At 53.5% G+C, this 23,003-nt stretch carries 19 protein-coding genes and 1 other RNA gene; 8 read left to right on the top strand and 12 right to left on the bottom strand.

Translation table 11 applies throughout. From position 1 onward, the window contains the following. Nucleotides 1–208: 208 nt before the first annotated feature. From EFA69_RS17630 to EFA69_RS17585, 10 genes are all read right to left on the bottom strand, one after another. On the bottom strand, nucleotides 209–3,157 hold the full coding sequence (locus EFA69_RS17630) for an outer membrane beta-barrel protein (protein WP_123134378.1): 2,949 nt from the start codon (nucleotides 3,155–3,157) through the stop codon (nucleotides 209–211). Between the two features lie 111 nt (nucleotides 3,158–3,268). Then, nucleotides 3,269–4,264, bottom strand: a complete 996-nt coding sequence (locus tag EFA69_RS17625; RefSeq protein WP_123134377.1) for an alpha/beta fold hydrolase — start codon at nucleotides 4,262–4,264, stop codon at nucleotides 3,269–3,271. 150 nt (nucleotides 4,265–4,414) lie between these two features. Beyond that, nucleotides 4,415–5,740, bottom strand: a complete 1,326-nt coding sequence (locus EFA69_RS17620) for a PQQ-dependent sugar dehydrogenase (RefSeq protein WP_123134376.1) — start codon at nucleotides 5,738–5,740, stop codon at nucleotides 4,415–4,417. A 373-nt stretch (nucleotides 5,741–6,113) separates the two neighbouring features. Beyond that, nucleotides 6,114–7,217: a chorismate mutase gene (locus EFA69_RS17615; protein ID WP_123134375.1), complete on the bottom strand. Its 1,104-nt coding sequence runs from the start codon at nucleotides 7,215–7,217 to the stop codon at nucleotides 6,114–6,116. Further along, nucleotides 7,214–8,407, bottom strand: a complete 1,194-nt coding sequence (locus tag EFA69_RS17610) for a pyridoxal phosphate-dependent aminotransferase (RefSeq protein ID WP_123134374.1) — start codon at nucleotides 8,405–8,407, stop codon at nucleotides 7,214–7,216. Before EFA69_RS17610 ends, EFA69_RS17615 begins: the two co-directional genes overlap by 4 nt. Further along, complete coding sequence (locus EFA69_RS17605) at nucleotides 8,404–9,285, bottom strand: prephenate dehydratase domain-containing protein (protein WP_123134373.1); 882 nt, start codon at nucleotides 9,283–9,285, stop codon at nucleotides 8,404–8,406. The genes EFA69_RS17610 and EFA69_RS17605 overlap by 4 nt, the downstream gene beginning before the upstream one ends. Before the next feature lie 339 nt (nucleotides 9,286–9,624). Next, on the bottom strand, nucleotides 9,625–10,290 hold the full coding sequence (locus tag EFA69_RS17600) for an START domain-containing protein (RefSeq protein ID WP_183906849.1): 666 nt from the start codon (nucleotides 10,288–10,290) through the stop codon (nucleotides 9,625–9,627). Then, nucleotides 10,280–10,906: a carbonic anhydrase family protein gene (locus EFA69_RS17595; RefSeq protein WP_123134371.1), complete on the bottom strand. Its 627-nt coding sequence runs from the start codon at nucleotides 10,904–10,906 to the stop codon at nucleotides 10,280–10,282. Before EFA69_RS17595 ends, EFA69_RS17600 begins: the two co-directional genes overlap by 11 nt. Nucleotides 10,907–11,078: 172 nt before the next feature. Then, an RNA gene (gene rnpB, locus EFA69_RS17590) (RNase P RNA component class A) lies at nucleotides 11,079–11,535 on the bottom strand. Nucleotides 11,536–11,625: 90 nt separating this feature from the next. Next, nucleotides 11,626–12,585: a Smr/MutS family protein gene (locus tag EFA69_RS17585; RefSeq protein WP_123134370.1), complete on the bottom strand. Its 960-nt coding sequence runs from the start codon at nucleotides 12,583–12,585 to the stop codon at nucleotides 11,626–11,628. A gap of 168 nt (nucleotides 12,586–12,753) precedes the next feature. Here EFA69_RS17585 and EFA69_RS17580 point away from each other — a divergent pair, with 168 nt between their 5' ends. Beyond that, nucleotides 12,754–13,407, top strand: coding sequence for an acetoacetate decarboxylase family protein (locus tag EFA69_RS17580; RefSeq protein ID WP_123134369.1), 654 nt, complete (start codon nucleotides 12,754–12,756; stop codon nucleotides 13,405–13,407). A gap of 5 nt (nucleotides 13,408–13,412) precedes the next feature. Here the strand turns inward: EFA69_RS17580 and EFA69_RS17575 are convergent, their stop codons facing one another. Further along, nucleotides 13,413–14,768, bottom strand: a complete 1,356-nt coding sequence (locus EFA69_RS17575; RefSeq protein WP_148041404.1) for a hypothetical protein — start codon at nucleotides 14,766–14,768, stop codon at nucleotides 13,413–13,415. Nucleotides 14,769–14,809: 41 nt separating this feature from the next. After that, entirely contained in the window at nucleotides 14,810–15,745 is a 936-nt protein-coding gene (locus EFA69_RS17570) for a DUF2279 domain-containing protein (protein WP_245964621.1), read from the bottom strand. A 406-nt stretch (nucleotides 15,746–16,151) separates the two neighbouring features. Here EFA69_RS17570 and EFA69_RS17565 point away from each other — a divergent pair, with 406 nt between their 5' ends. The 7 genes from EFA69_RS17565 to trpA all read left to right on the top strand — a co-directional run bounded on the left by EFA69_RS17565 (nucleotide 16,152) and on the right by trpA (nucleotide 22,909). After that, nucleotides 16,152–17,564: an anthranilate synthase component I family protein gene (locus tag EFA69_RS17565; protein WP_123134367.1), complete on the top strand. Its 1,413-nt coding sequence runs from the start codon at nucleotides 16,152–16,154 to the stop codon at nucleotides 17,562–17,564. A 91-nt stretch (nucleotides 17,565–17,655) separates the two neighbouring features. Then, nucleotides 17,656–18,279, top strand: coding sequence for an anthranilate synthase component II (locus EFA69_RS17560; RefSeq protein WP_123134366.1), 624 nt, complete (start codon nucleotides 17,656–17,658; stop codon nucleotides 18,277–18,279). Next, the gene (trpD, locus tag EFA69_RS17555; protein ID WP_123134365.1) at nucleotides 18,276–19,262 is read left to right on the top strand and encodes an anthranilate phosphoribosyltransferase; all 987 of its coding nucleotides are present in this window, start codon (nucleotides 18,276–18,278) and stop codon (nucleotides 19,260–19,262) included. The genes EFA69_RS17560 and trpD overlap by 4 nt, the downstream gene beginning before the upstream one ends. A gap of 6 nt (nucleotides 19,263–19,268) precedes the next feature. After that, nucleotides 19,269–20,093, top strand: a complete 825-nt coding sequence (gene trpC, locus EFA69_RS17550; RefSeq protein ID WP_123134364.1) for an indole-3-glycerol phosphate synthase TrpC — start codon at nucleotides 19,269–19,271, stop codon at nucleotides 20,091–20,093. 155 nt (nucleotides 20,094–20,248) lie between these two features. Beyond that, a complete protein-coding gene (locus EFA69_RS17545; protein ID WP_123134363.1) occupies nucleotides 20,249–20,887 on the top strand; it encodes a phosphoribosylanthranilate isomerase in 639 nt (212 codons plus the stop codon). 62 nt (nucleotides 20,888–20,949) lie between these two features. Continuing rightward, on the top strand, nucleotides 20,950–22,146 hold the full coding sequence (trpB, locus tag EFA69_RS17540) for a tryptophan synthase subunit beta (RefSeq protein WP_123134362.1): 1,197 nt from the start codon (nucleotides 20,950–20,952) through the stop codon (nucleotides 22,144–22,146). Beyond that, nucleotides 22,133–22,909: a tryptophan synthase subunit alpha gene (gene trpA, locus EFA69_RS17535; protein WP_123134361.1), complete on the top strand. Its 777-nt coding sequence runs from the start codon at nucleotides 22,133–22,135 to the stop codon at nucleotides 22,907–22,909. Before trpB ends, trpA begins: the two co-directional genes overlap by 14 nt. The last annotated feature ends 94 nt before the right edge of the window (nucleotides 22,910–23,003 follow it).

The following is a 23,003-nucleotide window of genomic DNA, read 5'->3' as shown; positions in this document are numbered from 1 at the left end:
CCCTACCCCCTTCAAAGGGGGACGGAAGGCGTGGGAATAGTCTCTGCGTTTTGGGTTTGCTGATCAAAGAAATCAGCTTGAAAATAGAATTATATACTTCCTCTTTCTAGCGCAAACCTCGGTGAACGAAGAAACCCAAGGGCCTAAAAACAGTTTAGGGCCTCTTTTTCCAAAAAGAGGCCCTAAACAGGAAATGGTCAGGAAAAGCTTAGAAATTACCGCCTGGGCGTCCGCCGCCGGGGTAGCCACCACCTGGGTAACCGCCTGGTCTGCCAGCAGGAGGGGTGTTGCCACCCCGGGCAGAACCGAACTGACGCAGGTTATAGTTGAAGCTCAGCATGAAGTAGCGCTGCAACACGGTGGTCTGCACGTCTTCATAGTAGTTAGCCTGGTAGTTCCGCTGGATGCTGGTGTTCTCACCAAGAATGTCAAAGGCAGATAACCTGATTTCGGCTTGCTGGTCTTTCATGAACTTGTAGCCAATGCTGCCGTTCCAGAGCATGAACGTCTTGTCTATGCCCGCAGAAAGTCCGCCGTTGTATTGGTGGTTCACTTCAGTGGTGATGTTCAGACCTTTCCAGGCCAGCCAGTTTAGGCGTACCAAACTGCTTTGGTTGTAGTTGTTGTTGCCCTGCTGCGTAAGGTAAGTATAGTCTACTTTATTGTACGTAGCATTTGTGGACACCAGGAAGTCAAAGTTCTCACTGATGTTGCTGCTCAGAACCACGCCTGCGCCCACGTTGGTGCTTTTGGTATCATTGTTCACGATTCTGTAGGCGCTTTCAGTGTCGGCGTACAGCGCTGGGGTGTAAGAATAGGTCGCGTTGGCGTTCAGGTTCAGGTTTGACTTGATGAAACCCAAGGGCAGACCGTAGTTGAAGAATGAGCGGAGCGAGTACTGGCCTGACAGATTAACCGGCGAGGAAAGCTGCACCCCGCTCTTCAGGACAATACCGGAAGGAGTGGTGTAGGAAGGAGCGTTTTCGCCTCTAGCGTTGTTTCTGATGGTGAGTCGGCCAATATAGTCCTGGCTTACGGAGCCGCCCAAAACTGCAAAGAAGTTAGAAGACTTGCCGGGATTCGCCGCTGAGTACCTGATGTTGAAGTTATGGCTGAAGCTCTGGCCCAGGTTGGGGTTCCCCTGCGTGATCAAGGTTGGGCTGGACACATCTACCGCACTCTGTAACTGATCTACAGAAGGAGTCTGCGAACGGCCCATGTAGAAGACCCTGATGTTGCGGTCCTGATTGAAGTTGTAGCGTAACATGGCGAACGGCAACACATTGTGGTAGTTGCGGGTGGTGTCTATAGCAGTAGGGTACAACTGGTCAGTAGAGAGCTGCAACCATTGGTAACGGGCACTCAGCATTAACTGGAAGTTACGGGTATTGTAGCGCCAGCCACCGCCAAATTCCTGCGTTTTGGTCACATTGTCTACCGTGCTGGATTGGTTTGTCACCAGGCTGTCATACATTTCCGTTACCGGCCGGAATTGATAGGTGCGTCTGTCGCCGTCTGAGTTGCTGTAGTTGGTGGCGTACGTTAGCTGCAATTGCGTGTTCTGGGTGAGGGGCTCGGTATAATTCAGGCTTCCACCCACAGAGTAGCCCTTGTTGTTTAAGTTTGAATTCAGGTAAATCAGTGAGTCGTCGCCCTCATTGTTGCGGTCAAAGAAGTAAGAGATATCAGATCTGCTGTCACCTTTGTTCTGATTGTACCCATTGGATACATCCAAGCTGATGGTACGTCCTCTTTTGGCAAAACTGTGGCGGTACAGGATGTTGTTGTTGAAGTTAATGCCCGTCAGGTCTGAACGGAACAGGTTGTCAAAGTTATTGATGAAGATATTCCTTGGCTGCCCATCCAGGTTTCCCAGCAGGTTGGATTCTGTAAAGCTGTCGCCGTTGTTCTTCTGCACACTCAGCCTAGGCCGCACAATAATGGAGTTAGCTGAGTCTATGTTATAAGTTAACCTCAGATTGAATCTGTGGTTCTGGTTCAATCCGTTTGAATTGCCATTCTCACTTACCTGGTAGCCGTCGCGTTCAAAGTTCCTGAAAGAAGAATAGGTATAGTCATTGTCTGTGTGGTTGAAGAAGTAACTGCCCTGCACGTCTACTTTCTTGCCCCATTTGTCCAGGTAGTTGATGCCTATGGCGTTGGTTTTGGCAATCCCGTTGTTGGTGTTCACCAGAAAGTCGCCGGTGTTGTTGCCGCCGCCAAAGCCGCCACCTCCGCCACCGCGGGGACCACCACCGCCTCCGCCTCCCCGGTTTCCGCCGCCCCGGCTAGAGGCGCTGGCTACGCCCACCAGGTCTTCGGAGGAGAAGTTCTGCTCGTTCACGTTATTGCTCAGGCCCACAATGGAAATGCGGCGGTCCCCCTCAAATTGGTTGATGTTCCCGCTGATTCTATAGCGATTGTCAGTACCCGCTCCGGCGCTGATCCGCCCGAAACGGCCGGTCCGGAACTCGGGTTTGGTCACGATGTTGATGGTTTTCTGTTCGTTGCCGTCGTTGAAGCCGGTAAACTGGGCCTGGTCGCTCTGGCGGTCAAAAACCTGTATTTTGGAGATCACCTCGGCAGGCAAGTTCTTGAGTACCGCGCTGGGATCTTCCCCGAAAAATTCTTTCCCGTCTACCAGCACGCGCTGCACCCGTTCGCCCTGGGCCTGCACCTGTCCGTTCTGGATGGTGATGCCCGGCATTTTCTGGATGAGGTTCTCGGCGTTGGCGTCGCGGTTTACTTTGAAGGCGGCCGCGTTCATCTCAGAGGTATCCTGCTTCTGGATGACGGTGGCGGCGCGGCCCACTACTTCCACTTCTTTCAACTGAGTGGCTCCCTGGCCCAGCGTGATGGTGCCCAACTGGATGGGGGCTCCGGCGGCCGTGATGGCCCGGTAAAAGTCGCTGAAGCCCAGGTAAGACACCTTGAGCACGAAACGTCCGTTGGGGATACCGGCAATCTCAAATCTGCCCTCCACGTCTGTGGCGGCTCCTTTGTACACACTGGAATCCTGCGCGTTCAGCAGGGCTACCGTGGCCCCTATCAAGGGAGAACCACCTCCCACGGCCTGGCCTCTCACGGATGTTGACTGACCATATCCTGCAACGGAGATGGCTAGAAATAGAATGAAGAGTAATGATATTTTTCTCATTGAACAATTGGTTTGTGCTTAGACTACCCAATCTTCAATAAGTTTAATGCTTACAAAAAATATTCTGTTTAGGGGCTGTTTTTGGAAAAACAGCCCCTAAACAGAAAGCGGCTAGTTCCTGAGGAAGGCCACCAACGGTTGGATAAACCGATCATACGCCTCAATGTGCGGCAGGTGCCCTACGTTGTCCAACTCTACCAGTTTGGCATTGGGGATTTTCCTGGCGGTTTCTTTGCCCAGAGCCGGGTAGTTGCCTAGTTTCTTCCGGGCGGCAGCCGGGGCGTTGGCTTTGCCTAAAGCCGTGCGGTCCCGTTGCCCAATGAGCAGGAGAGTGGGCATCTGGAGCTGGTCAAACTCATACACCACCGGTTGCGTGAAGATCATATCATAGGTGAGGGCGGCGTTCCAGGCCACTTCGGGGTAATCGGGGCCGGTGGTCCAGCTGGCCAGCAGGTTCACCCAGCGGTCGTACTCGGGTTTCCACTGGCCGCCGTAGTAGTTTTCCAGCTGATATTTCTTAATGCCTGCCTGGGTTTGTTTCAGCTCGCCGGCGTACCATTTCTCCACGGTTTGGTAAGGCACCCAGCGTTTCCAGTCTTCCAGCCCGATGGGGTTTTCCAGTATCAGCTTCTCGGTGAAATCGGGGTACATGAGCGCGAAACGGGTGGCCAGCATCCCGCCCATGGAGTGGCCCAGCACGGCTGCTTTCTTCACGCCCAGGCTGTCTAACAGCCCTTTAGTGTTTTGGGCCAGCATCTGGAACGTGTACTGGATGTTCTGCGGCTTAGACGATTTTCCAAACCCAATCTGGTCTGGCATGATCACTCTAAAGCCGTTTTTAGACAAATCTCTGGCCGTTTGTTCCCAGTAGGCCCCGTTGAAGTTCTTCCCGTGCAGCAGCACCACGGTTTTGCCATTGGGTTTCTGCGGTTTCAGGTCCATGTATGCCATTTTAAACGCCTGGCGCTGCACGTGCACCGGATGGAAGGCCACCGGGAAAGGGTATTGATAAGTAGATAATTCCGCGTCCTGCGGCGCCACCTGGCTCTGTGCCTGCGCCGTGACCGCCAGTAGAAGCAGGCAAACTAAGATTCTGAGCTTGTTCATAAGCAAGTACGTATTCTTCCTGACTAGGAAGCTGAAGGTGTGTTTAGCGCCTGTTTTCCAAAAAACGGCCGCTAAACGCAAATGAATTAAAAGTTAAACTACCGCAGTATAGCGTAAGGTCTGTACCCATGGTCTTGCTTTCACCGCTGATTATTTGGCGGCCACCCGCCAAAGGGTGTTGCTGGAATCATCGGCTACCAGGAGAGAGCCGTCTGGGAGCACGGCAATTCCCACCGGCCTTCCGTACACCTGGCCTTTCTCGGCATCGGCGATGAAGCCGGTGAGGAAATCCTCTGGGTCTCTTACGGGTTTGCCGTTCTGGAAAGCCACAAACACCACCTTATACCCCGAAAGCTCAGAGCGGTTCCAGGAGCCGTGCTGGCCAATGAACGCCCCGCCGCGGTATTTGCCCGGGAACGTGGACCGGTTGTAGAACGCCAGGCCCAAAGAGGCGGTGTGGGCGCCCAGTCCTACCTCAGGTAGTGTCGTTTTCTTCACCAGATCGGGCCGCTTGCCTTTCTGCCGCGGATCTTCGTTGGGTCCGAAATAGGCGTAGGGCCAGCCATAAAAGCCGCCTTCCTTCACGCTGGTGAGGTAATCGGGGACTAGTTCATCGCCTAAATCGTCGCGCTCGTTCACGGCGGCCCAGAGGGTGTTGGTGCCGGGAGCCCAGCCAATGCCCACCGGATTGCGCAGGCCGCTGGCAAAGATGCGTTCGCCGCTGCCGTCTGGGTTTATCTCCAGAATGTTGGCGCGCCGCACTTCATGCTCCATGCCGTTCTCGCCGTGGTCACTGCCGGAGCCTACGGCAATGTAAATCTTAGAGCCATCGGCGTTGGCCACAATGTTGCGGGTCCAGTGGTTGTTGTAGCCTCCAGCGGGCAGTTCCAGAATCTTTTCGCCGCGGCCCTGGATGGAGGTTTGTCCCGGTTGGTAAGGGTAGCGCCAGAGCCCGTCTGTGTTGGCCACGTAGAAATAGTTGTTGAGCACCAGCATCCCGAAGGGTTGGTTGAGACGGCGCAGAAACGTGTACCGCTGCTCGGGCACCCCGTCCTGGTCGCGGTCACGGAAGAGGGTGATGCGGTTGGCGCTACGGCCCATGTTCTGCGATTTGCTCTGCCCGGTGCGTCTGGCTTCGGCTATTTCTTTCCCTTTCTTCATGGTCTCGGCCTCGGCCACGAAAATATCGCCGTTAGGGGCCACGTAAATCCAGCGCGGATTCCGGAGGCCGTCGGCAAACTTATTCACCGTGAAGCCCGCGGGTGCCTGGGGCGTTTTGTCTTTGGGCCAGCCAATGACTTTGCTGTAGTTCTTGACAGATTCGGTGGCGTAAGGCGGCGGAAGTTTTACCCGGTCAGCCACCGGCGCCGTCTGGTTGCCCTTTTGCTGCTGCGTCTCTTTCTTGTTTTGGGTGTTGCAGGCGGCTAACAGGCTGCCGGCCAGCAGAAGCACCGAGAGGGTCCGTATTTTTTTCATAGTGTAGGCGGAATGGTTCGTAAAAGTACTAGCTGTATACGAGAGGACCTGCTTTGGTGCGGCTCCTGATCTATAAGCCTGTAAAAGTAACTTTGTTTTGAGTGAGTTTTGGGAAAAACGGCCGCTAAACAGCCAAGAGGCTAACCTATAACTCCAAGACAAAAAGCAGAGGGGCCCGTCTGCTATAGACGGGCCCCTCTGCTTTTTTAGGCTATTGGCTTATGCTACTAAGCGGAGATTTGCGCCGCCGTTTAGGGGCTGTTTTTCTGAAAACAAGCCTAAAACAGACGAGAAACTCAGCAGGTGTAGCCATACATTTAAGGCATGAACAGGCACTCAGGAGTACATTAACTCTAGGCCGATTTTCAGTTCCTTAGAGCGCGACTTTCACAGACTCAGCGGCGGCCTGCACGTGCAGGGAGTTCTGGTGGATCTCATGGAAAATGGCTTTCACGAATACTTCTTCCAGACCTTCACGGGCGGCGGCTTTCAGGCGCTGCTCCATCACCTGTTCCCAACGGCCAGTCTGCAGCAGGTTCATCTTGTTTTCCTTCTTCAGGATCCCGATCTGCTTGGCTACCGCCGAACGACGGGCCAGCACGTTAATCAGTTCGTTGTCCAGGTAGTCAATAAGGTTCCGGAGTTCGCTCAGTTCCTCTTCGTTCTGGGGCACGTCCTGGATAACCGGTTCCACGTTGAGCGAGGCTAATAGTTGTTTAAGTCCCTCTGGAGTAACTTGCTGGGCCGCGTCACTTAAAGCTACGTCTGGGTTGCAGTGCGTCTCAATCATGAGGCCGTCTACGTGCAGGTTGAGGGCTTCCTGGCTGATCTGCTGCAACAGCGCGCGCTTGCCGGCAATGTGGCTGGGGTCACAGATAAGCGGAATCTCCGGCAGCAGTTTCTTGAACTCATACGCCATGTTCCACTTGGGGTGGTTGCGGTACGGGCGGCTGTCAAAGGAAGAGAATCCGCGGTGAATGGCGGCCAGATCAGTGATACCGGCGCGGTTCAGGCGCTCCAGTGCACCCAGCCACAGTTGTAAATCTGGGTTTACCGGATTCTTTACCAGCACGGGAACATCTACGCCTTCCAGGGCATCGGCGATCTCCTGCACCGAGAAGGGGTTCACGGTAGTGCGGGCACCTACCCAAAGTACATCCACGCCTTGCTTAAGGGCATCGTTCACGTGTTCGGCGGTGGCCACTTCACAGGCGGTGAGCATGCCGGTTTCTTCTTTCACGGTTTTGAGCCATTTGAGGCCCACTTTGCCAATGCCTTCAAATGCACCGGGGCGGGTGCGGGGTTTCCAGATACCGGCCCGGAAAATGGTTACCTCCGGCACCGACTGCAAACCGCGGGCCGTGGCCAGCATTTGTTCTTCGCTTTCGGCGCTGCAAGGGCCGGCAATGATCAGCGGTTGCCCATCGGCACGTTTGAAAATAGTTTTGGAGGACAGGTCTAAAGGTTTCGCGCTCATAAGGACAATTCGGCGGTTGCCGAGGTTACATGTGTTAAAATTCGTTTAGTGGCTTCTTCTATTTTCTCAAGGGGCAGGCAGAGGGAAACCCGTAGGTAGCGTTCGCCCTGCGTCCCGAATATTTTACCGAGCGTCAGGAACACGCCCGCGTTGTACAGAATGTCATCCAGAAAGGCCTCCACATCTGCAACTGCCTGCGGAACCCGCGCCCACACAAACATGCCCACGGCTGCTTTCTGATAAGAACAACCCAGCATATCCAGCAGTTCAAACACCTTCTGGCGGCGTTGGGCGTAGACTTGGTTCCGCTCCTGGTGCCAGGTGTCTGGGTTGGAGAGTGCGGCCACGGCGGCCTGCTGCACGGGCAGGAACATGCCGGAGTCCAGGTTGCTTTTCACGCGCAGCACGCACTGAAGGTAATCTTGCCGTCCCAGCACCATGCCAACCCGCCAGCCCGCCATGTTATGCGATTTGCTCAGGGAGTTGAACTCCAGGCAACATTCTTTGGCCCGTGGCACCGAAAGCAGGCTCAACGGCGCCTGATGGGGCAGTACCAGGCTGTAGGGATTGTCATTGGCCAGCAGGAATTGATGCGCAAGGGCCAGGTCCACCAGAGACTGCATCATTTCCTTGGTAGCCTCGGCCCCGGTGGGCATGTGCGGGTAGTTGAGCCACATGAGTTTCACATCGCCGGCTTGCAGAATAGTTTGCAGTTCCTGCAAGTCGGGAAGCCAGCCATTTTCCTCTCTTAGGGTGTAGAAAACGGGCTCAGCGCCTACCAGTCTGGCGGTTGCGGCATAGGCCGGATAACCGGGATTAGGCACCAGCACTTTATCGCCGGGGTTGAGGAAAGCCATGGAGACATGGAAGATACCCTCTTTGGAACCCATGAGGGGGAGAATCTCGTGTTCGGGGTTCAGGTCTACGCCGTAGGTGCGCTGGTACCAGTGGGCCATGGCCTGCCGAAGCGGCGCAATGGAGTTATAGGGCTGGTAACCGTGCACCCCCGTTTGCCGGGCCGTCTGCACCAAAGCGTTAATGGTTTCCTCAGAGGGGGCCATGTCTGGGTCGCCAATGCCCAGGTTCATGATGTTGCGGCCCTGGGCGTTGAGGGCACGTACTTCGGCCAGTTTGCGGGAGAAGTAGTACTCCTGCACTTGCTCCAACCGGTTTGCGCTGGAAATGATCATACCAGTTCAATTTGGGGTTGTACGATAGCGGATAAGCAGCCTGCCAGCCGGTCCTGCGGAAGCGGAGTAACGGCTTTGGCGTAAAGCCCCAGCACCTGGTGGGGAACATCGGCCACAATCAAAGCCGTCCGGAGGTTGCTGATAGCGGCAGCGTCATCGGCCTCCACTTCCAGTACCCAATCCGATGGGTGAGCGGGCAGGGTCTGGAGCATGGTAAGTTCCAGGTTCAGTTCCTCCAGTTCCTTGAGCAGAATGTCGGTGAGTTCTTTCTCAGTTGGGGAGGGGAGTACGCAGGTCAGTTTGTTGGCCTCCTGGGCTTTGGCCTGCCGCGACAGCACCACAAAGCGGGTGTAATTCTCTGTGTCATTGGCTACGTTGGCTTCCAGCACCTCCAGACCGTACAGTTGGGCAGCTTTGCGGCTGGCGATGGCGGCTACCCCGGTAATGCTGCCTTCTCTGAGCAGACGGGCGGTATCTGCGGTGTCTGACGTTTCCTTGGTGCTGAGGCGCGGGTGCGTGTGAATGAATTCTGAGCACTGGAGCAACGCAATGGGGTGGGACCATACCTGCTCAATATCTGCCAGCCGCTGGCCGGGCAATGCCATCAGGGTCTGGTCCAGCAACAGCCAGCGCTCGGCCAGGATAGAGAAACCGTGCTGCGCCACCAGGCTGTAGTTGGGCAGTAGCGGACCCGCCAGCGAATTCTGCACCGCCATCACGGCGAAGTCGGCCTGACCAGATTCCAGGGTCTGGCAGAGCTCCGGGAAAGAGGCGCAGGAAAGCGTGTGGATGTTCTCTGCGGGAAACAGCTGCTCAGCGGCTGTTTCATGGAATGAGGCCGGACCTCCCTGGATGGCGATTTTTAACGTTCTGTTCATAACGAAAAAAGCCCCGCTTTTGGCGGGGCTCTGTGGTTTGTCTTAATCGTTTTCTTAACGCAAAGTCTTACCTGTTGAGCCCCGGATGAGGTCCAAAAAAGTAAAAACCGTAAAAGTAAGAATTGCGCTGAATCATTGTTTTTGCTCTAATGATGTCCCAAACTTACAGGGTACCTTTTTCACATCCAAACAAAAAAGAAATTATTTGCGAAAAATAGTAAGAAAACGCTTGTTAGTTTGAGAAATTGAAAGTATAAGCAAATGCTCGTTAGTGAAATTTGAATACGCTGCCATTAGCGGCTCTTTTTCCAGAATCAGCGCCAAAACAGAGGTGAGTTTTCAGGGGTTGGGCTGCTTTTGCAGGAGTTTCCTCAGGTTCTGGAACGTCTTGTGCGGTCCAGTGGCCACCGTGGCATTGACCAGCCAGGCCGGTACTGAGCCGCCCGGGTTCACGCTGAAAGTGTAGACTACTTTAATACGGTCTTTGGCTACCGTAGAGATTTCCCACACGGCCAGGGAGGAGGGAATGCGCACAAAGTCTTCTTTCTCCGGTACGTACCCAGACACACTTCTGACCTCCACCCGCGCCTGCTGGTTCTGGGAAATGGGGGAGAAGACTGCTTCTACCACCATGTCGCGGTCTGTGAGGGGCCAGGGCAGGTCTGCCTCTGTGTAATACACCAGGCGGTTGGGGTTCTTCTTTTGCAGGAGTTGGGTTTTGCGGTTGAGGTACACCCAGTTTTGGTGGCGCTCCACGTCTTTGAGCATGTTCACCAATTGAGCCGTGGTGCCGGGCAGTTCGCAGATGACCTTGATTTCCTTCACGGCCGCCTGGGCTAAATTGCGGGTGTACACGGCAATGCCGTCTGTGTCTTTCCGTAGGTCCCATTTCTCCTGCGCCGCCAGCGGCGTAACGCAGACCAGGCAAAGCCAGCACGCCAACAGCGCGTGCCAACGCTTTGCCCGGTCTTTGCAGCGGAAATTCAGGATTCGCTTATTTCTCAAAGAAAGAAACCACCCCAGACTCCACGTCATAAATGCCGCCAATCACCTTGATCTTACCTTCCTGCTCCAACTCGGCAATAATGGGGCTCTCTTTCCTGATGCGCTCCAGCGCCAGGTGCACGTTGTTCTCGGTCACGTTGGCCACAAAGCTTTGATTGCTACCGGTGCGGTTCTCAGTGGTTTGGGTTTCGTGTTCTATGGCGGGTTTTATTTTCTCCAGCAAACCGGTCAGGTAGCCCATTTCTACGTGGTTACAGGCCCCGGTAATAGCGCCGCAGCGGGTGTGGCCCAATACCAGAATGATTTTGGAACCCACCACCTTGGTGCCGAACTCCATGCTGCCCAGAATGTCTTCGTTGAGGACGTTGCCCGCAATCCGGATGCTGAAGATATCGCCCAGGCCCTGGTCGAAAATGAGTTCGGCGGAGGTTCTGGAGTCCATGCAGCTGAGGATGGTGGCGAAAGGGTATTGCCCTTCTTTGGTCTCATTCATCTGCTGCAGCAGGTTGCGGTTGGCCTTGAGGTTGTTTACAAAGCGGGTGTTTCCGTCTTTCAGGATCTGGAACGCCTGGTCTGGGGTAAGCTGGTTTTGGGTTTCCTTAGACTGGGTGTGCATGTTCAGGGACAATTAACGTGGATGATCAATCATTTAGAATCAAAGATGCCTCCCTTGCGTGCCTTGGCCTGAACTCTATAGCCTGGGCAAGCGCCGTGACAGCTGTAAGGAGGGGCATTTACCGGAGGGAAGGCTGCCTAAGAACGGCCAACCTGTTCCGGAAGGAAAAAATAAAATCGGCAAGCCTGTAAGCCGGGTTCTGTCCTCCGCTTACGCGGATGGCTTATCATTTATCTAGGCCCGTCCTCACGGAGGGGCTCCATCAACCTACCCACTGACATCGGACGAGCCGCCCTTAGCCCCGCCCTGAGACGAGGCGCTGCCAGCCTATTTGGTCTTTCAACTCCTGAGGTTTACCCAGCCGGTCTGGTCGCCCAGCCGCTGGTGCGCTCTTACCGCACCTTTTCACCCTTACCCATTTTTAATTAAGAATTTAAAATCGAGAAGTAAGAATGATTCCTAATTCTTAAATCCGCATTCCTAATTAATTAGTGGGCGGTACTTTTCTGTGGCACTGGCTGTCACCTGGCCGTCGCCCGCCAGGTGCCTTCCCGTTAGGAAGCAGGATGCTCTGCGTTGCCCGGACTTTCCTCTCCGCCCAAGGGCGCAGCGATAAGCCGGCTTGCCGATTTTTACAAATATAGCGCTTTCGTGTTCTAGTCCGTGGCTTTTCCCGTTTAGGGGCCGTTTTTCCAAAAAGAGCCCCTAAACGGGAAGTGCTATTTTAACTGCACTTTGGTGGCCCCATACCCGAATTTCTCCTTGCGGGCATCTTCAAAGAACTTGATGTGCGGGTTCCGGCTCAGTACTTTCTGGATCTCTTTTTTCAGGACGCCGTTCCCGGTGCCGTGGATGAAGATGATCTCGTGCATGTTAGCGGCAATGGCGCGGTCCAGGTTGTCCTGGAAGGCGGCCAGCTGGGTGCGCAACATCTCTGAATTGCTCAGCAGTTTGGGGTCTTCGTTGGGCAGCAGCTTCTCAATGTGCAGGTCTACCTCATGGTGCGGCACGGCCACTTTGATGTTTTCGGCCTGCGCCGCCGACTCAATTAACTGCTCCTGGATCTGATCTGGGTTCACCAGCGTGGGTTTGGAGTCCAGCTGGAACACGTAACCTTCCTTTTGCAGCACCGGCGCGGTCTTCTTGCTCTTGTAAAACGATGAGGCCTTGAACTTGAGTTTGCGGGTAACGGGCTCCAGCAGGGTGTTGCCGCCGGGCTTGTGCTGCAGGTACTGTACCACCAGATCGGGCCATTTGTCAAAGTCGTTGAGGTGCACGTGGGCCACCGGCTTGGCTTTCTTGGGGGTGAGTTTGTCATTGTGCTGGGCGCGGTAGCCTTTGTCGGTTTCCTCGCCGTAGGTGAACAGCAGGTCAAACTCAGAGTTGTTAATGATGTTTACCGCCAGCAGCTCGGGGGTTTGGTGCACCAGTGCCACATAAATTCCGGCCACCGCCGTAGACGGTACCACAGGTTCAGCCTTTTTCTTGGCAGGCTCCGGGGCCGGGGCATCCCGGAAATGCTGGTCCTCTTCCTGGGCAATGACCACCACCTCGCGGCGCATGACCGGAATGGTGAAGTCATTGTCTATGGCTACTTCTACCAGATTATTGTCTAAGAAGCGGGTAATCACGCCCTGCTCTTTGCCGTGCATAAGGCGCACGCGGTCTCCTATGTTCATGTCAGTTTAGGTCTTATTTTGGAAAAACAGCCGCTAAACGCGAGGCTGTCTTGCAAAGATACGCAAAAGGAAGGGGAGGTGCCGGGAAACCCGAGGTGGGTTTTACCGCCGGGCAGAACTGTACCCGTAGGAGATCGTTTAAAAAAGGGAAACCATTTAACCCGATGTATGGAACCAACTCCCCTTGTAGCGCCCGCGCCCTGGCAGTTAACGGGCGAAGGCGTGATCTGGCTATATGCCATTCCAGAGGAATTTAACCGAAAACACGGCTTTCTGGCTGACTTTCAGGCCTCGGCCTACGTGGGCAGGGTGGGGGCTGTGATGTACGTCAATTACCATACCTCCGGCGTGGGGCCGTACCAGGAGCTGTTGTACATCCCGGGCATGTTCAGGCTGGGCCGCAAGCTGGTGTTCTCCATCTCCAAGACCTATGTTTCTACCCAAAGCAGCGTCTGGAACGGTCGCCGCAACTGGGACATCCCCAAAGAGCCCGCCGATTTCCGCTTTGAGAGAACCACCGGCGGTACCCTGGAAATGGAGGTAAGCGCCGGGAGCGAATCTATTTTTGCGGCTCAGGTTACGCCTTTCGGACCGCAGCTGCCCTTCACCACCAAGATTTTTCCTTGGGGCCGGATTGTGCAACGCCTGGACCATGAACTGCTGCTCACCAAACCCGAAGCCAAAGGCCACCTGCAGTTAGCCTCCACCACCCACCTCACCGCTGAGCCACGCTACTTTCCGCCGGTACAGGAACTGAAGCCCTTGGCCGTGGTGGCGGTACAGGATTTCAAGATGGTGTTCCCGGTGGCGGAGGTTCTGTGAAGGGGTTATTTGGAAGCCCAAGGTACAGTTTCGGTATCACCTATATATTGTGCCTCTGAACATCGGTTGTGGTATTCACCTTTATATCCTAAAATAAATAATAAGGACATTTCAATATACCAGATGCTTAGCTGCAAAGCTTCATGAAGGACTTTGTTTGGTATTAAATGGAGGATTTTTCTTTTATCTTCTTGAGAATGAACTATGTAATTTCTAATGCGAACCACTGCATCAGGCCCATCTTTTAAATTTTTATCATTTTTGATAAATTCCTGTAAACCTTTAAAGGCAGGAGGAACTTCATAATCCAAACCTACAAAAGAGATCAGCAACCTGATTTTATTTGCTGCAGTTATATTCTCAGCGTCTTTACCAATTAATAGTTTTTTGTTCTCTACAATTGTCCAATTGTAAAGTAGCTCTAAGGCGATCTGTGCTGTTACAATTGATCCAGTGGTAAAGCCAGTGTTATTATTTACCTCAATATACCAATGAATTGCTGTGCTTAAGAAATCTCTAGAATTTACTTCTTGCCATAGAAGAGAAAAACGATTCCAAATTAAATTAATTTTTTTGGAGGAGTCTATCGGAAGCCAACGGAAAGAAGATTTATATTGGTCAACAAGATATGGAGTGAAATCACTCCATATAGTTTCTTCATTATAAACTCCATGGATGAAAAGTGCTGAGGTTCTTCGTCCATTTAAAAATGTCAAGAACTTATTTAAACATGAGAAGGCTTTGCGGGCCTCTTCTAAATTTATGTTTCCCTTTTTTGAAGTTAATTCTCCACTGTACTGTAAGATATATCCTCCATTAGTTTTAAGTAGGTCTTTAGTATCATTATAATTGTAACATTTATCAATAATGAAGAGATAGTCATTGTTTTCTAAAGTAATCCTAGAACTAGTAACGTGAGCTTTCTCTGGTGTGATTCTCTTTGTAAGAGAACCATGAATATCTAAAAAGTTGGGTATAGAAAAATTTATTTTAGAGACAGAAATAGATTTGTCTCCTAGAAAAGCCTTTCCACTTATGATTCCACTTGTAAACGAGGACAAGCTAGTAATCTGGCACAGGCCAACTTTGTGATCATTTATATATAAATGAGAAGCTGTATTGCTGCTAAATAAATTAAATAGATTAGCAAAGTCTTCATGAGGCGTACCTGTAAATCTTAATACGATATTTGGAAACCAATGAAAATTTATTTCGCCATCAATAGTGACTTCCATGCCATCTCCCTTTATTTGAAAAGAACCTTTATAAAAGGGGATATTCTCATTAGGAACATTCATTATATTTAGGCTTTCAATGATGTACGGGGTACTCTTGAATGATTTAGATAAATTAGAATTCATACTTTTGGGTAATTTATTTATATAATATTGAAGATGTAATTTTAAAAATACAGCCCATGCGCTTTCCAGCCTTGCCGCCGGTTATACTCCAGCGCCGGGGCGGGCAGCTTGAAAATAGATAGTACATAGAAGGCGCTTTTCAGGAACTTGCTGCGGGTGGGAATGGCCTGCCAGTTCAGGTCCAGGCTGAGGTAGTATTGCCGGTACGCGTTCAGGCCCAAGGCTTGGTTCGCGTCTGTGTCATGGTAAACCATTTCTTCGGCCCCGTAACCTAGGGCGGGGTTGAGCCACCGGGGGAATTTGCTGGAGGCTGGCAGGAAGCTGGCCATATTCACGCTGAGCCAGTAGGTTTGGCCGTTGTAGTCTTTCAAAAATTCCTCTGAGAGCCCTTTCCCCAGCACGTTGGGCCGAAGCGCGGCGTAGCGGGTACGGTGGAAGGAAAACTTGGGCATGAGCCTGATTTCGCCCCAGGCAAGTTGTTGTCCTATCACGGCCAGAGAACCGGCGGCGTTGGCGGCAATGTCTGTAAGAGAGGCCCCGTATTCCGGTGACCGACCATCAAAATACTCAATGGGCGTTTGCAGCACAAAACCGAGCGCCCCGCCGTACCAGATGGCTTTCTTCTCCGGCACGCCCGCTTTCCTGAGCAGGTCCACGCCCAGGCGGCTTTCATGAAAAGCTCCCCAGAAATGACCGGCCTTGTCCTTCTGTTTCCATTCATGGGCATCATTGAACCAGTGGAAGGAACTGCGCTCTTTGTCCTGGTACCAGGCATGGTTGAGCAGCGCCAGTCCGCCCACGTACACGGCGGTGGCCCCGGCCGCCAGATAGGGGAGGCGCTTGCTGAACTCATTGACACTGTCGGGGCTGGTCTCGTAGATATAGGTAGACTGCGCCCGGGCAGCCTGCGGAACCCCGGCCAACAGGCACAGCAACGCCGGGAGAAAGCAGCCTTTAGAAACGATTTTTGCTAACACGGCTTAAAAGTACGTAAACCCCGCAGTTTTGTACTTTTTATACAAGATCACGAATTTTTTACCGAATTTTCTTGCAGGGTATTTCTCAGCCCTTACATTTGCAACATGAACAAGACACAATTTCAGCACAACGCTTGGTGGCACACACGTCAGAACTGATGGGTGAACCGCTTGCTGTGCAGAAATGCAATATAGTCAAAGGCTCGGGTTCACCCGGGCCTTTGGTGTTTTAGAACAATTCAGAAACGTACTTAACAATAGCAGAATGAAAAAAGGAATGGGACATAACTGTTGGTGGCACCAATCGGGAGATTTGTGAACAGCAGGCCATTGCCTAAACCTTAACGTCTATTCTTTCTGAAAGGCTTGCTGTTCTACCAAACGGCAAGCCTTTTTTTATGAGTTTATGAAAACCTACACCCTACAAACGCAATACCGCCACCTGCTCGCCGACACCGTGACCCCGGTGGGCATTTACCTGCAACTGCGCGACAAGTACCGCAACTGCCTGCTGCTGGAAAGCTCAGACTACCACGGCCAAGAGAACAGCTTCAGCTACATCTGCTGCGAGCCCATCGCGGAGTTCCGGCTCAAGGACAGCGTCTTGCGCCAGTCTTACCCAGACGGAACGGTGGAAGAACAAACCCTGACCGATAAGCGCGAGGCGGTGCAACTGTTGCAGGGGTATTGCGGCAAGTTCAACGCCGAGACCGGTCCCTTCGGGTTTATCCATAACGGCTTGTTTGGCTATATGTCGTTTGAGGCGGTGCAGTATTATGAGCAGCTGGAACTAAGCAGGAAAGAGTCGGCGCACCCGGAGATGCCCGAGATCCTGTACCAGGCCTTCCGTTTTGTGATTGCCATTGACCACTTCAAAAACCAGCTCTACATTTTTGAGCACTTTTCAGAAAAAGAGCCCCTAAACGGAGACCTGGACGAACTGGAAAGCCACATCCGGAACAAGAACTTCCCGGTGTTCAGCTTCTCTACCACCGGGCAGGAAAGCACGAACCAAACCGATGCCGAGTTCCTACGCATTATTGAGGAAGGCAAGCGCCACTGCCACCTGGGCAACGTGTTCCAGATTGTGCTGTCCAGACGGTTTTCGCAGGGCTTCCAGGGCGATGAGTTCAACGTGTACCGGGCGCTGCGGTCCATCAACCCCTCGCCGTACCTGTTCTACTTTGATTACGGCAACTTCAAGATCTTCGGGTCTTCGCCCGAGGCCCAGCTCACCATCAAGAACGATACGGCCACCATCTACCCCATTGCGGGCACCTTCAAGCGCACCGGCAACGATGCCGCCGATGCCGAACTGGCCCAGAAGTTGTATGATGACCCCAAGGAGAACTCAGAGCACGTGATGCTGGTAGACCTGGCCCGCAACGACCTTAGCCGCCACGGCGACAACGTGCAGGTGGAGGTGTTCAAAGAAGTACAGTATTATTCCCACGTGATTCACCTGGTGTCTAAAGTGACGGCCCGTCTGCCGCAGGCGCATGGGTCGGTGCAGATGGTGGCAGACACGTTTCCGGCCGGTACGCTGTCTGGCGCCCCCAAACACCGGGCGCTTACCCTCATAGATGAACTGGAACCCACCGGGCGCGGCTACTACGGCGGCTGCATCGGTTATCTGGGCTTCAACGGCGACTTTAACCACGCCATCATGATCCGGTCTTTTATAAGTGTGCAGAACCAGTTGCATTACCAGGCCGGGGCCGGGGTGGTGGCCAAGTCAGACACCAACAGCGAGTTGCAGGAGGTACACCATAAACTGGCCGCTTTGCGCAATGCCCTGGAGAAGGCCGCCACCATTTAAGAGATAAGTAAAAGCCGTTTAGCGGCTCTTTTTTGAAAAACAGGCGCTAAACGCCCATTAACCATACCGCAGACAGACAAACCCTTTTGCCATGAAAATTCTTGTGTTAGACAATTACGATTCCTTCACCTATAACCTGGTGCATCTGCTCCGGGAACTGGGCTACGGAGCGCAGCTAGAGGTACACCGCAATGACCAGATCAGCCTGGAAGAGGTAGAAAAATTCGATGTGATTTTATTGTCGCCGGGTCCGGGTGTGCCCAGTGAGGCGGGTATCATGCCAGCTTTGCTTCAAAAGTACGCATCCTCCAAGCGCATCATGGGGGTGTGTCTGGGGCACCAGGCCATCGCCGAGGCCTTTGGGGGGCAGCTGGCTAACCTGAAGGAAGTGTTTCATGGCGTGGCGGCCACGTTGCGGGTGGTCAGCAGCAAAGAACCCATGTTCCGGCAGCTGCCTTCCACGTTCAAGGTGGCCCGCTACCATTCCTGGACGGTGGTGCCGGAATCTGTGCCGTCTGAACTCAGAATCACGGCGGTAGACGAAAACGGCGAGGTGCTGGCGCTGCGCCACAGCCAGTATGACGTGTGCGGGGTTCAGTTTCACCCAGAGTCCATCCTCACCGATTTCGGGAAGGAGATGATGCGCAACTGGTTGCAGAACCCTACCAAGCGCGTGAAACAGTGGACCTCTTATGCCGCCTCCCTTGCCTTATGAAAGAAGTACTGCAACAACTCATTGAACATAAAACGCTCTCCAAGGAAACCGCCAAGCAGGTGCTCATCAGCATTGGCAAGGGCCAGAGCAACCCCAGCCAGATGGCCGCTTTCATGACCGTTTACCTCATGCGCAACATCACGGTGCAGGAGCTGGAAGGGTTTAGGGAAGCCATGCTGGAACTTTGCCTCCTGCCCGAGCTGGGTACTGACCAGGTCATCGACCTCTGCGGTACCGGCGGCGATAGCAAGGACACGTTCAACATCTCTACCTTGGCGTCTTTTGTGGTAGCCGGAGCGGGGTACAAAGTGGCCAAGCACGGCAACTACGGAGTTTCCTCGGTCTGCGGGTCTTCCAACGTGATGGCGCATTTGGGCTACAACTTCACTAATGACAGCTCTATGCTGAGGTCTAAACTGGAGGCCGCCAACATCTGCTTCCTGCACGCACCGCTCTTCCACCCGGCCATGAAGGAAGTGGCCCCCATCCGGAAGGAGCTGGGCGTGAAGACCTTCTTCAACATGCTGGGACCCATGATCAATCCGGCTAAGCCGCATTTCCAGATGGTGGGGGTATTCAGCCTGGAGCTGCTGCGCCTGTACACGTACCTGTACCAGAAAACCGGCAAACGCTTTGTGCTGCTGCACGCCCTGGACGGCTACGATGAGGTTTCGCTCACCGGGCCTTTCAAGATGGTGACGCCGCAGGGCGAACAGATTCTGCAGCCTTCAGACTTGGGTCTGCCTACCTATGCCGAGCAAGACCTGTACGGCGGCGAGACGGTGGAAGAGGCGGCCCAAATCTTCCTGAACGTATTGGAGGGGCATGGCACCCAGGCGCAACAGGATGCCGTAGTGGCCAATGCCGGTTTGGGTATTTACTGTTCAGACGAGAACCTCAGCCTTTCAGAGGCCCTCCAGAAAGCCCGCCACTCGCTTACTTCGGGGCTGGCGCTGCAAACCTTTCATAAATTATTAGCTTAGTCCATCATGTCACTCACCATTCTAGATAACATCATTGCCCACAAGCGCCAGGAAGTGGCCGAACGCAAAGCCCTGGTCCCTACGGCAGCGCTGGAGCGGAGCCTGTATTTCAACTCACAGCCGGTGTCACTCCGCAAATATGTGCAACGCCCAGATCTTACGGGCATCATTGCCGAGTACAAGCGCAAATCACCTTCCAAGGGCACCATCAACGCGTATGCGCCGGTGGAGAGAACGTCCATCGGCTACATGCAGGCGGGAGCTTCGGCGCTGTCGGTGCTGACGGATGCCAACTTTTTCGGGGGCAAGAACGAGGATCTCACCACGGCCCGCAAATTCAATTTTTGCCCTATTCTGCGCAAAGATTTTGTGGTGGAGGAGTACCAGATTCTGGAAGCTAAATCCATTGGGGCCGATGCTATTTTGCTTATTGCGGCGGTCCTGAGCAAAGAGGAGGTAAGCACGCTGGCGCAGTTTGCGCACTCACTGGGGCTGGAAGTACTGTTGGAGGTGCATGACCGTGAGGAACTGGAGCGCACGCTTACCCCGCACGTAGACCTGGTGGGCGTGAACAACCGCAACCTGCACGATTTTACCGTGAGCCTGCAAACATCCATTGAACTGGCGGGTTATATCCCCAATGAGTTCGTGAAGGTCTCTGAAAGCGGACTGAGCGAGGCCCAAAGTATTCTGGAGCTCCAACAGCACGGGTTTGAGGGCTTCCTGATTGGCGAAACCTTCATGCGCCAGAGCCGCCCCGAGAAAGCCTGCGCTGCTTTTGTGGAGGAACTGAAGAAGCTGCGGCAACAGCAAAATGTGCTTTCGGCTTAGAAATTCCCCGCCCTTTAAATATTTCCGTTTAGGGGCTGTTTTAGGAAAAAGAGCCCCTAAACGGAAGCTGGCCCAAATACCACCGACGTAAAGAGATTTGGTTCTTTATCACACGCTTGCGGCAAAAGACACACCGCCAAAACATATAACCTTACATGACAGAAAGCAACCTGAAAATAAAAGTGTGCGGCATGAAGTACTCAGAGAACCTTGAGGAACTTCTGCTGCTCAAGCCAGACTATGTAGGTTTTATATTTTACGAGAAATCGCCGCGCTACATCACTACCCAATGGGCAGTGTTTTCCTCCGTCTTTCAGCAGGGCACCCGTAAAGTAGGCGTGTTTGTAGACGAAGAGGGGGGTAATATCTTGCAGAAGGTCACAGAGTTGGGATTGGATATGGTGCAGTTGCACGGGCAGGAAACCCCGCAAATGTGCCACGAACTCAAAGATGCCGGGTTGGAGGTCATGAAAGCATTCAGGCTAGAGGCAGACTTTGATTTCGGCCAACTGGAGGAATACGCCCAGATGTGTGACTACTTTCTCTTTGACGCCGGCGGACCCAACCCTGGGGGAAACGGAGTGAGGTTTAACTGGGAAATGTTGCAGAAGTACACTCTGGACGTTCCTTTCTTCCTGAGCGGCGGCATTGAGCTAAGCCATGTGGAAGAGATTAAAGCCCTGCGGTTGCCCAAGCTCTACGGCGTGGACCTGAACAGCAAATTTGAAATACAACCCGGCCTGAAAGACATTGATAAACTGCAACGGTTTTTTCAAGAGATAAGGTCGTACTAGAGAAAATATGAGCGGGTGGGGATGAACAGAAATCCTGCCTGCGTACTTAACCAAACTGAGAGATGAACTACGGAGTTGATGAACGCGGCTATTATGGCCAATTTGGAGGGGCGTATATTCCTGAGATGTTGTACCCCAACGTGGAGGAACTGCGCGAGCAATACCTGAGCATTATGCAGGAGCCGGCATTCCAGCAGGAATTGCAGGAGCTGCTGCGCGATTATGTGGGCCGGCCCACGCCCCTGTACCACGCCAAGCGCCTGTCTGAGCGGTACAACACTAAGATTTACCTTAAACGCGAAGACCTGAACCATACTGGAGCCCACAAGATCAACAACACGGTGGGGCAGATTCTGTTGGCCAAGCGCCTGGGCAAGAAGCGCATCATCGCGGAAACCGGGGCCGGACAGCATGGCGTGGCCACCGCTACCGTTTGCGCCCTGGCCGGGCTGGAGTGCATTGTGTACATGGGTAAGATTGACACAGAGCGCCAACGGCCCAACGTGGAGAAAATGCGCCTGCTGGGAGCCACGGTGATCCCGGTTACCTCCGGTTCCCAAACCCTGAAAGACGCTACCAACGAGGCCATCCGGGACTGGATCAACCACCCCGAGGACACACATTATATCATCGGTTCTGTAGTGGGCCCGCACCCGTACCCCGACATGGTAGCCCGTTTCCAATCGGTGATTTCCGCTGAGATCCGGAAGCAGCTGCTGGAGAAAGAGGGCCGGGAGATTCCGGATTATGTGGTGGCCTGCGTGGGAGGCGGTTCCAACGCCGCCGGGGCGTTCTATCACTTCCTGGGCGAACCCACGGTGCAACTGGTGGCCGTGGAAGCAGCCGGGCTGGGCGTAGATACCGGTCACTCAGCGGCTACTTCGGTGCTGGGGAAGACTGGCATCATTCACGGCAGCAAAACCCTGCTCATGCAAACCGAAGACGGGCAGATCACGGAGCCGTATTCCATCTCGGCGGGCTTGGATTATCCGGGGGTGGGGCCGCAGCACGCGCATTTGGCCCAGTCGGGGAGAGCGCGGTTTATTGCCATTACTGATGCCGATGCCATGGAAGCTTTACGCGAGTTGAGCCGTCTGGAAGGAATCATCCCGGCCATTGAAAGCTCGCACGCGCTGGCTGCCCTCAAAGAAATCAACGCCGGCCCAGACCAGGTGGTGGTTTTGAACCTCTCCGGCCGCGGCGATAAAGACCTTAACACCATTCTTACATATTTTGAACAACAAGATGCCGCAAAATAGACTTACGCGCCTTTTTCAGGAGAAAAGCGGAAATCTGCTGAACATCTATTTCACCGCCGGTTACCCTAAACTGGACGACACGGTGACCATTCTGGAAGAACTGGAAGCCGCCGGCGCCGATTTAGTGGAGATAGGAATGCCTTTCTCAGACCCTCTAGCCGATGGCCCCACCATCCAAGCCAGTAATCAGGTCGCGCTGGAAAACGGTATGTCCATCAGGAAGTTAATGGCTCAGTTGCAGGGTGTACGGGAGCGGGTTTCCCTGCCCATTATCCTGATGGGGTACCTGAACCCGGTGATGCAGTACGGCTTTGAGCGCTTCTGCCAAGATGCCGCCGCCGTGGGCGTGGACGGGTTCATCCTACCAGACCTTCCGTTTGCCGAGTACGAGGAAGAATATAAACCCATTCTGGAGAAGTACGGCCTCAGCCTTATTTTCCTTATCACGCCCCAAACCTCAGAAGCCCGCATCCGGCAGATAGACGCGCTTTCCAGTTCATTTATCTACATGGTGTCCAGCGCCAGCACTACGGGAAGCCAGGTGCAGACCAACGAGGGGCAGCAGGCCTATTTCTCAAAGGTGAAAGGACTAGGGCTCAGGAACCCGTTGCTCATTGGTTTCGGGATCAGTGATAGGCCCAGCTTTGAGCTGGCTTGTCAGTCGGCGCACGGGGCTATCATCGGGAGCGCCTTTATCAAAGCCTTGCAGCAGCCCGCTGAGGTGCGGGAAAACGTGCGGTCATTCTTGAAAACCTTAAGGTAATGTGGAGATGTAGAAATTTGAAAAGGGCGAAAGCATCTTCCCGTCTTCAAATTCCTACATCTCCAAATCCCAAAATCTCCCTTCTTCAAACCCA

Origin of the sequence: Rufibacter immobilis, from assembly GCF_003721565.1 — a bacterium.
Taxonomy (GTDB): Bacteria; Bacteroidota; Bacteroidia; order Cytophagales; family Hymenobacteraceae; genus Nibribacter; species Nibribacter immobilis.
Note: the sequence above shows the minus strand (reverse complement) of the source record. Positions and strands in the feature narration are given on the sequence as shown.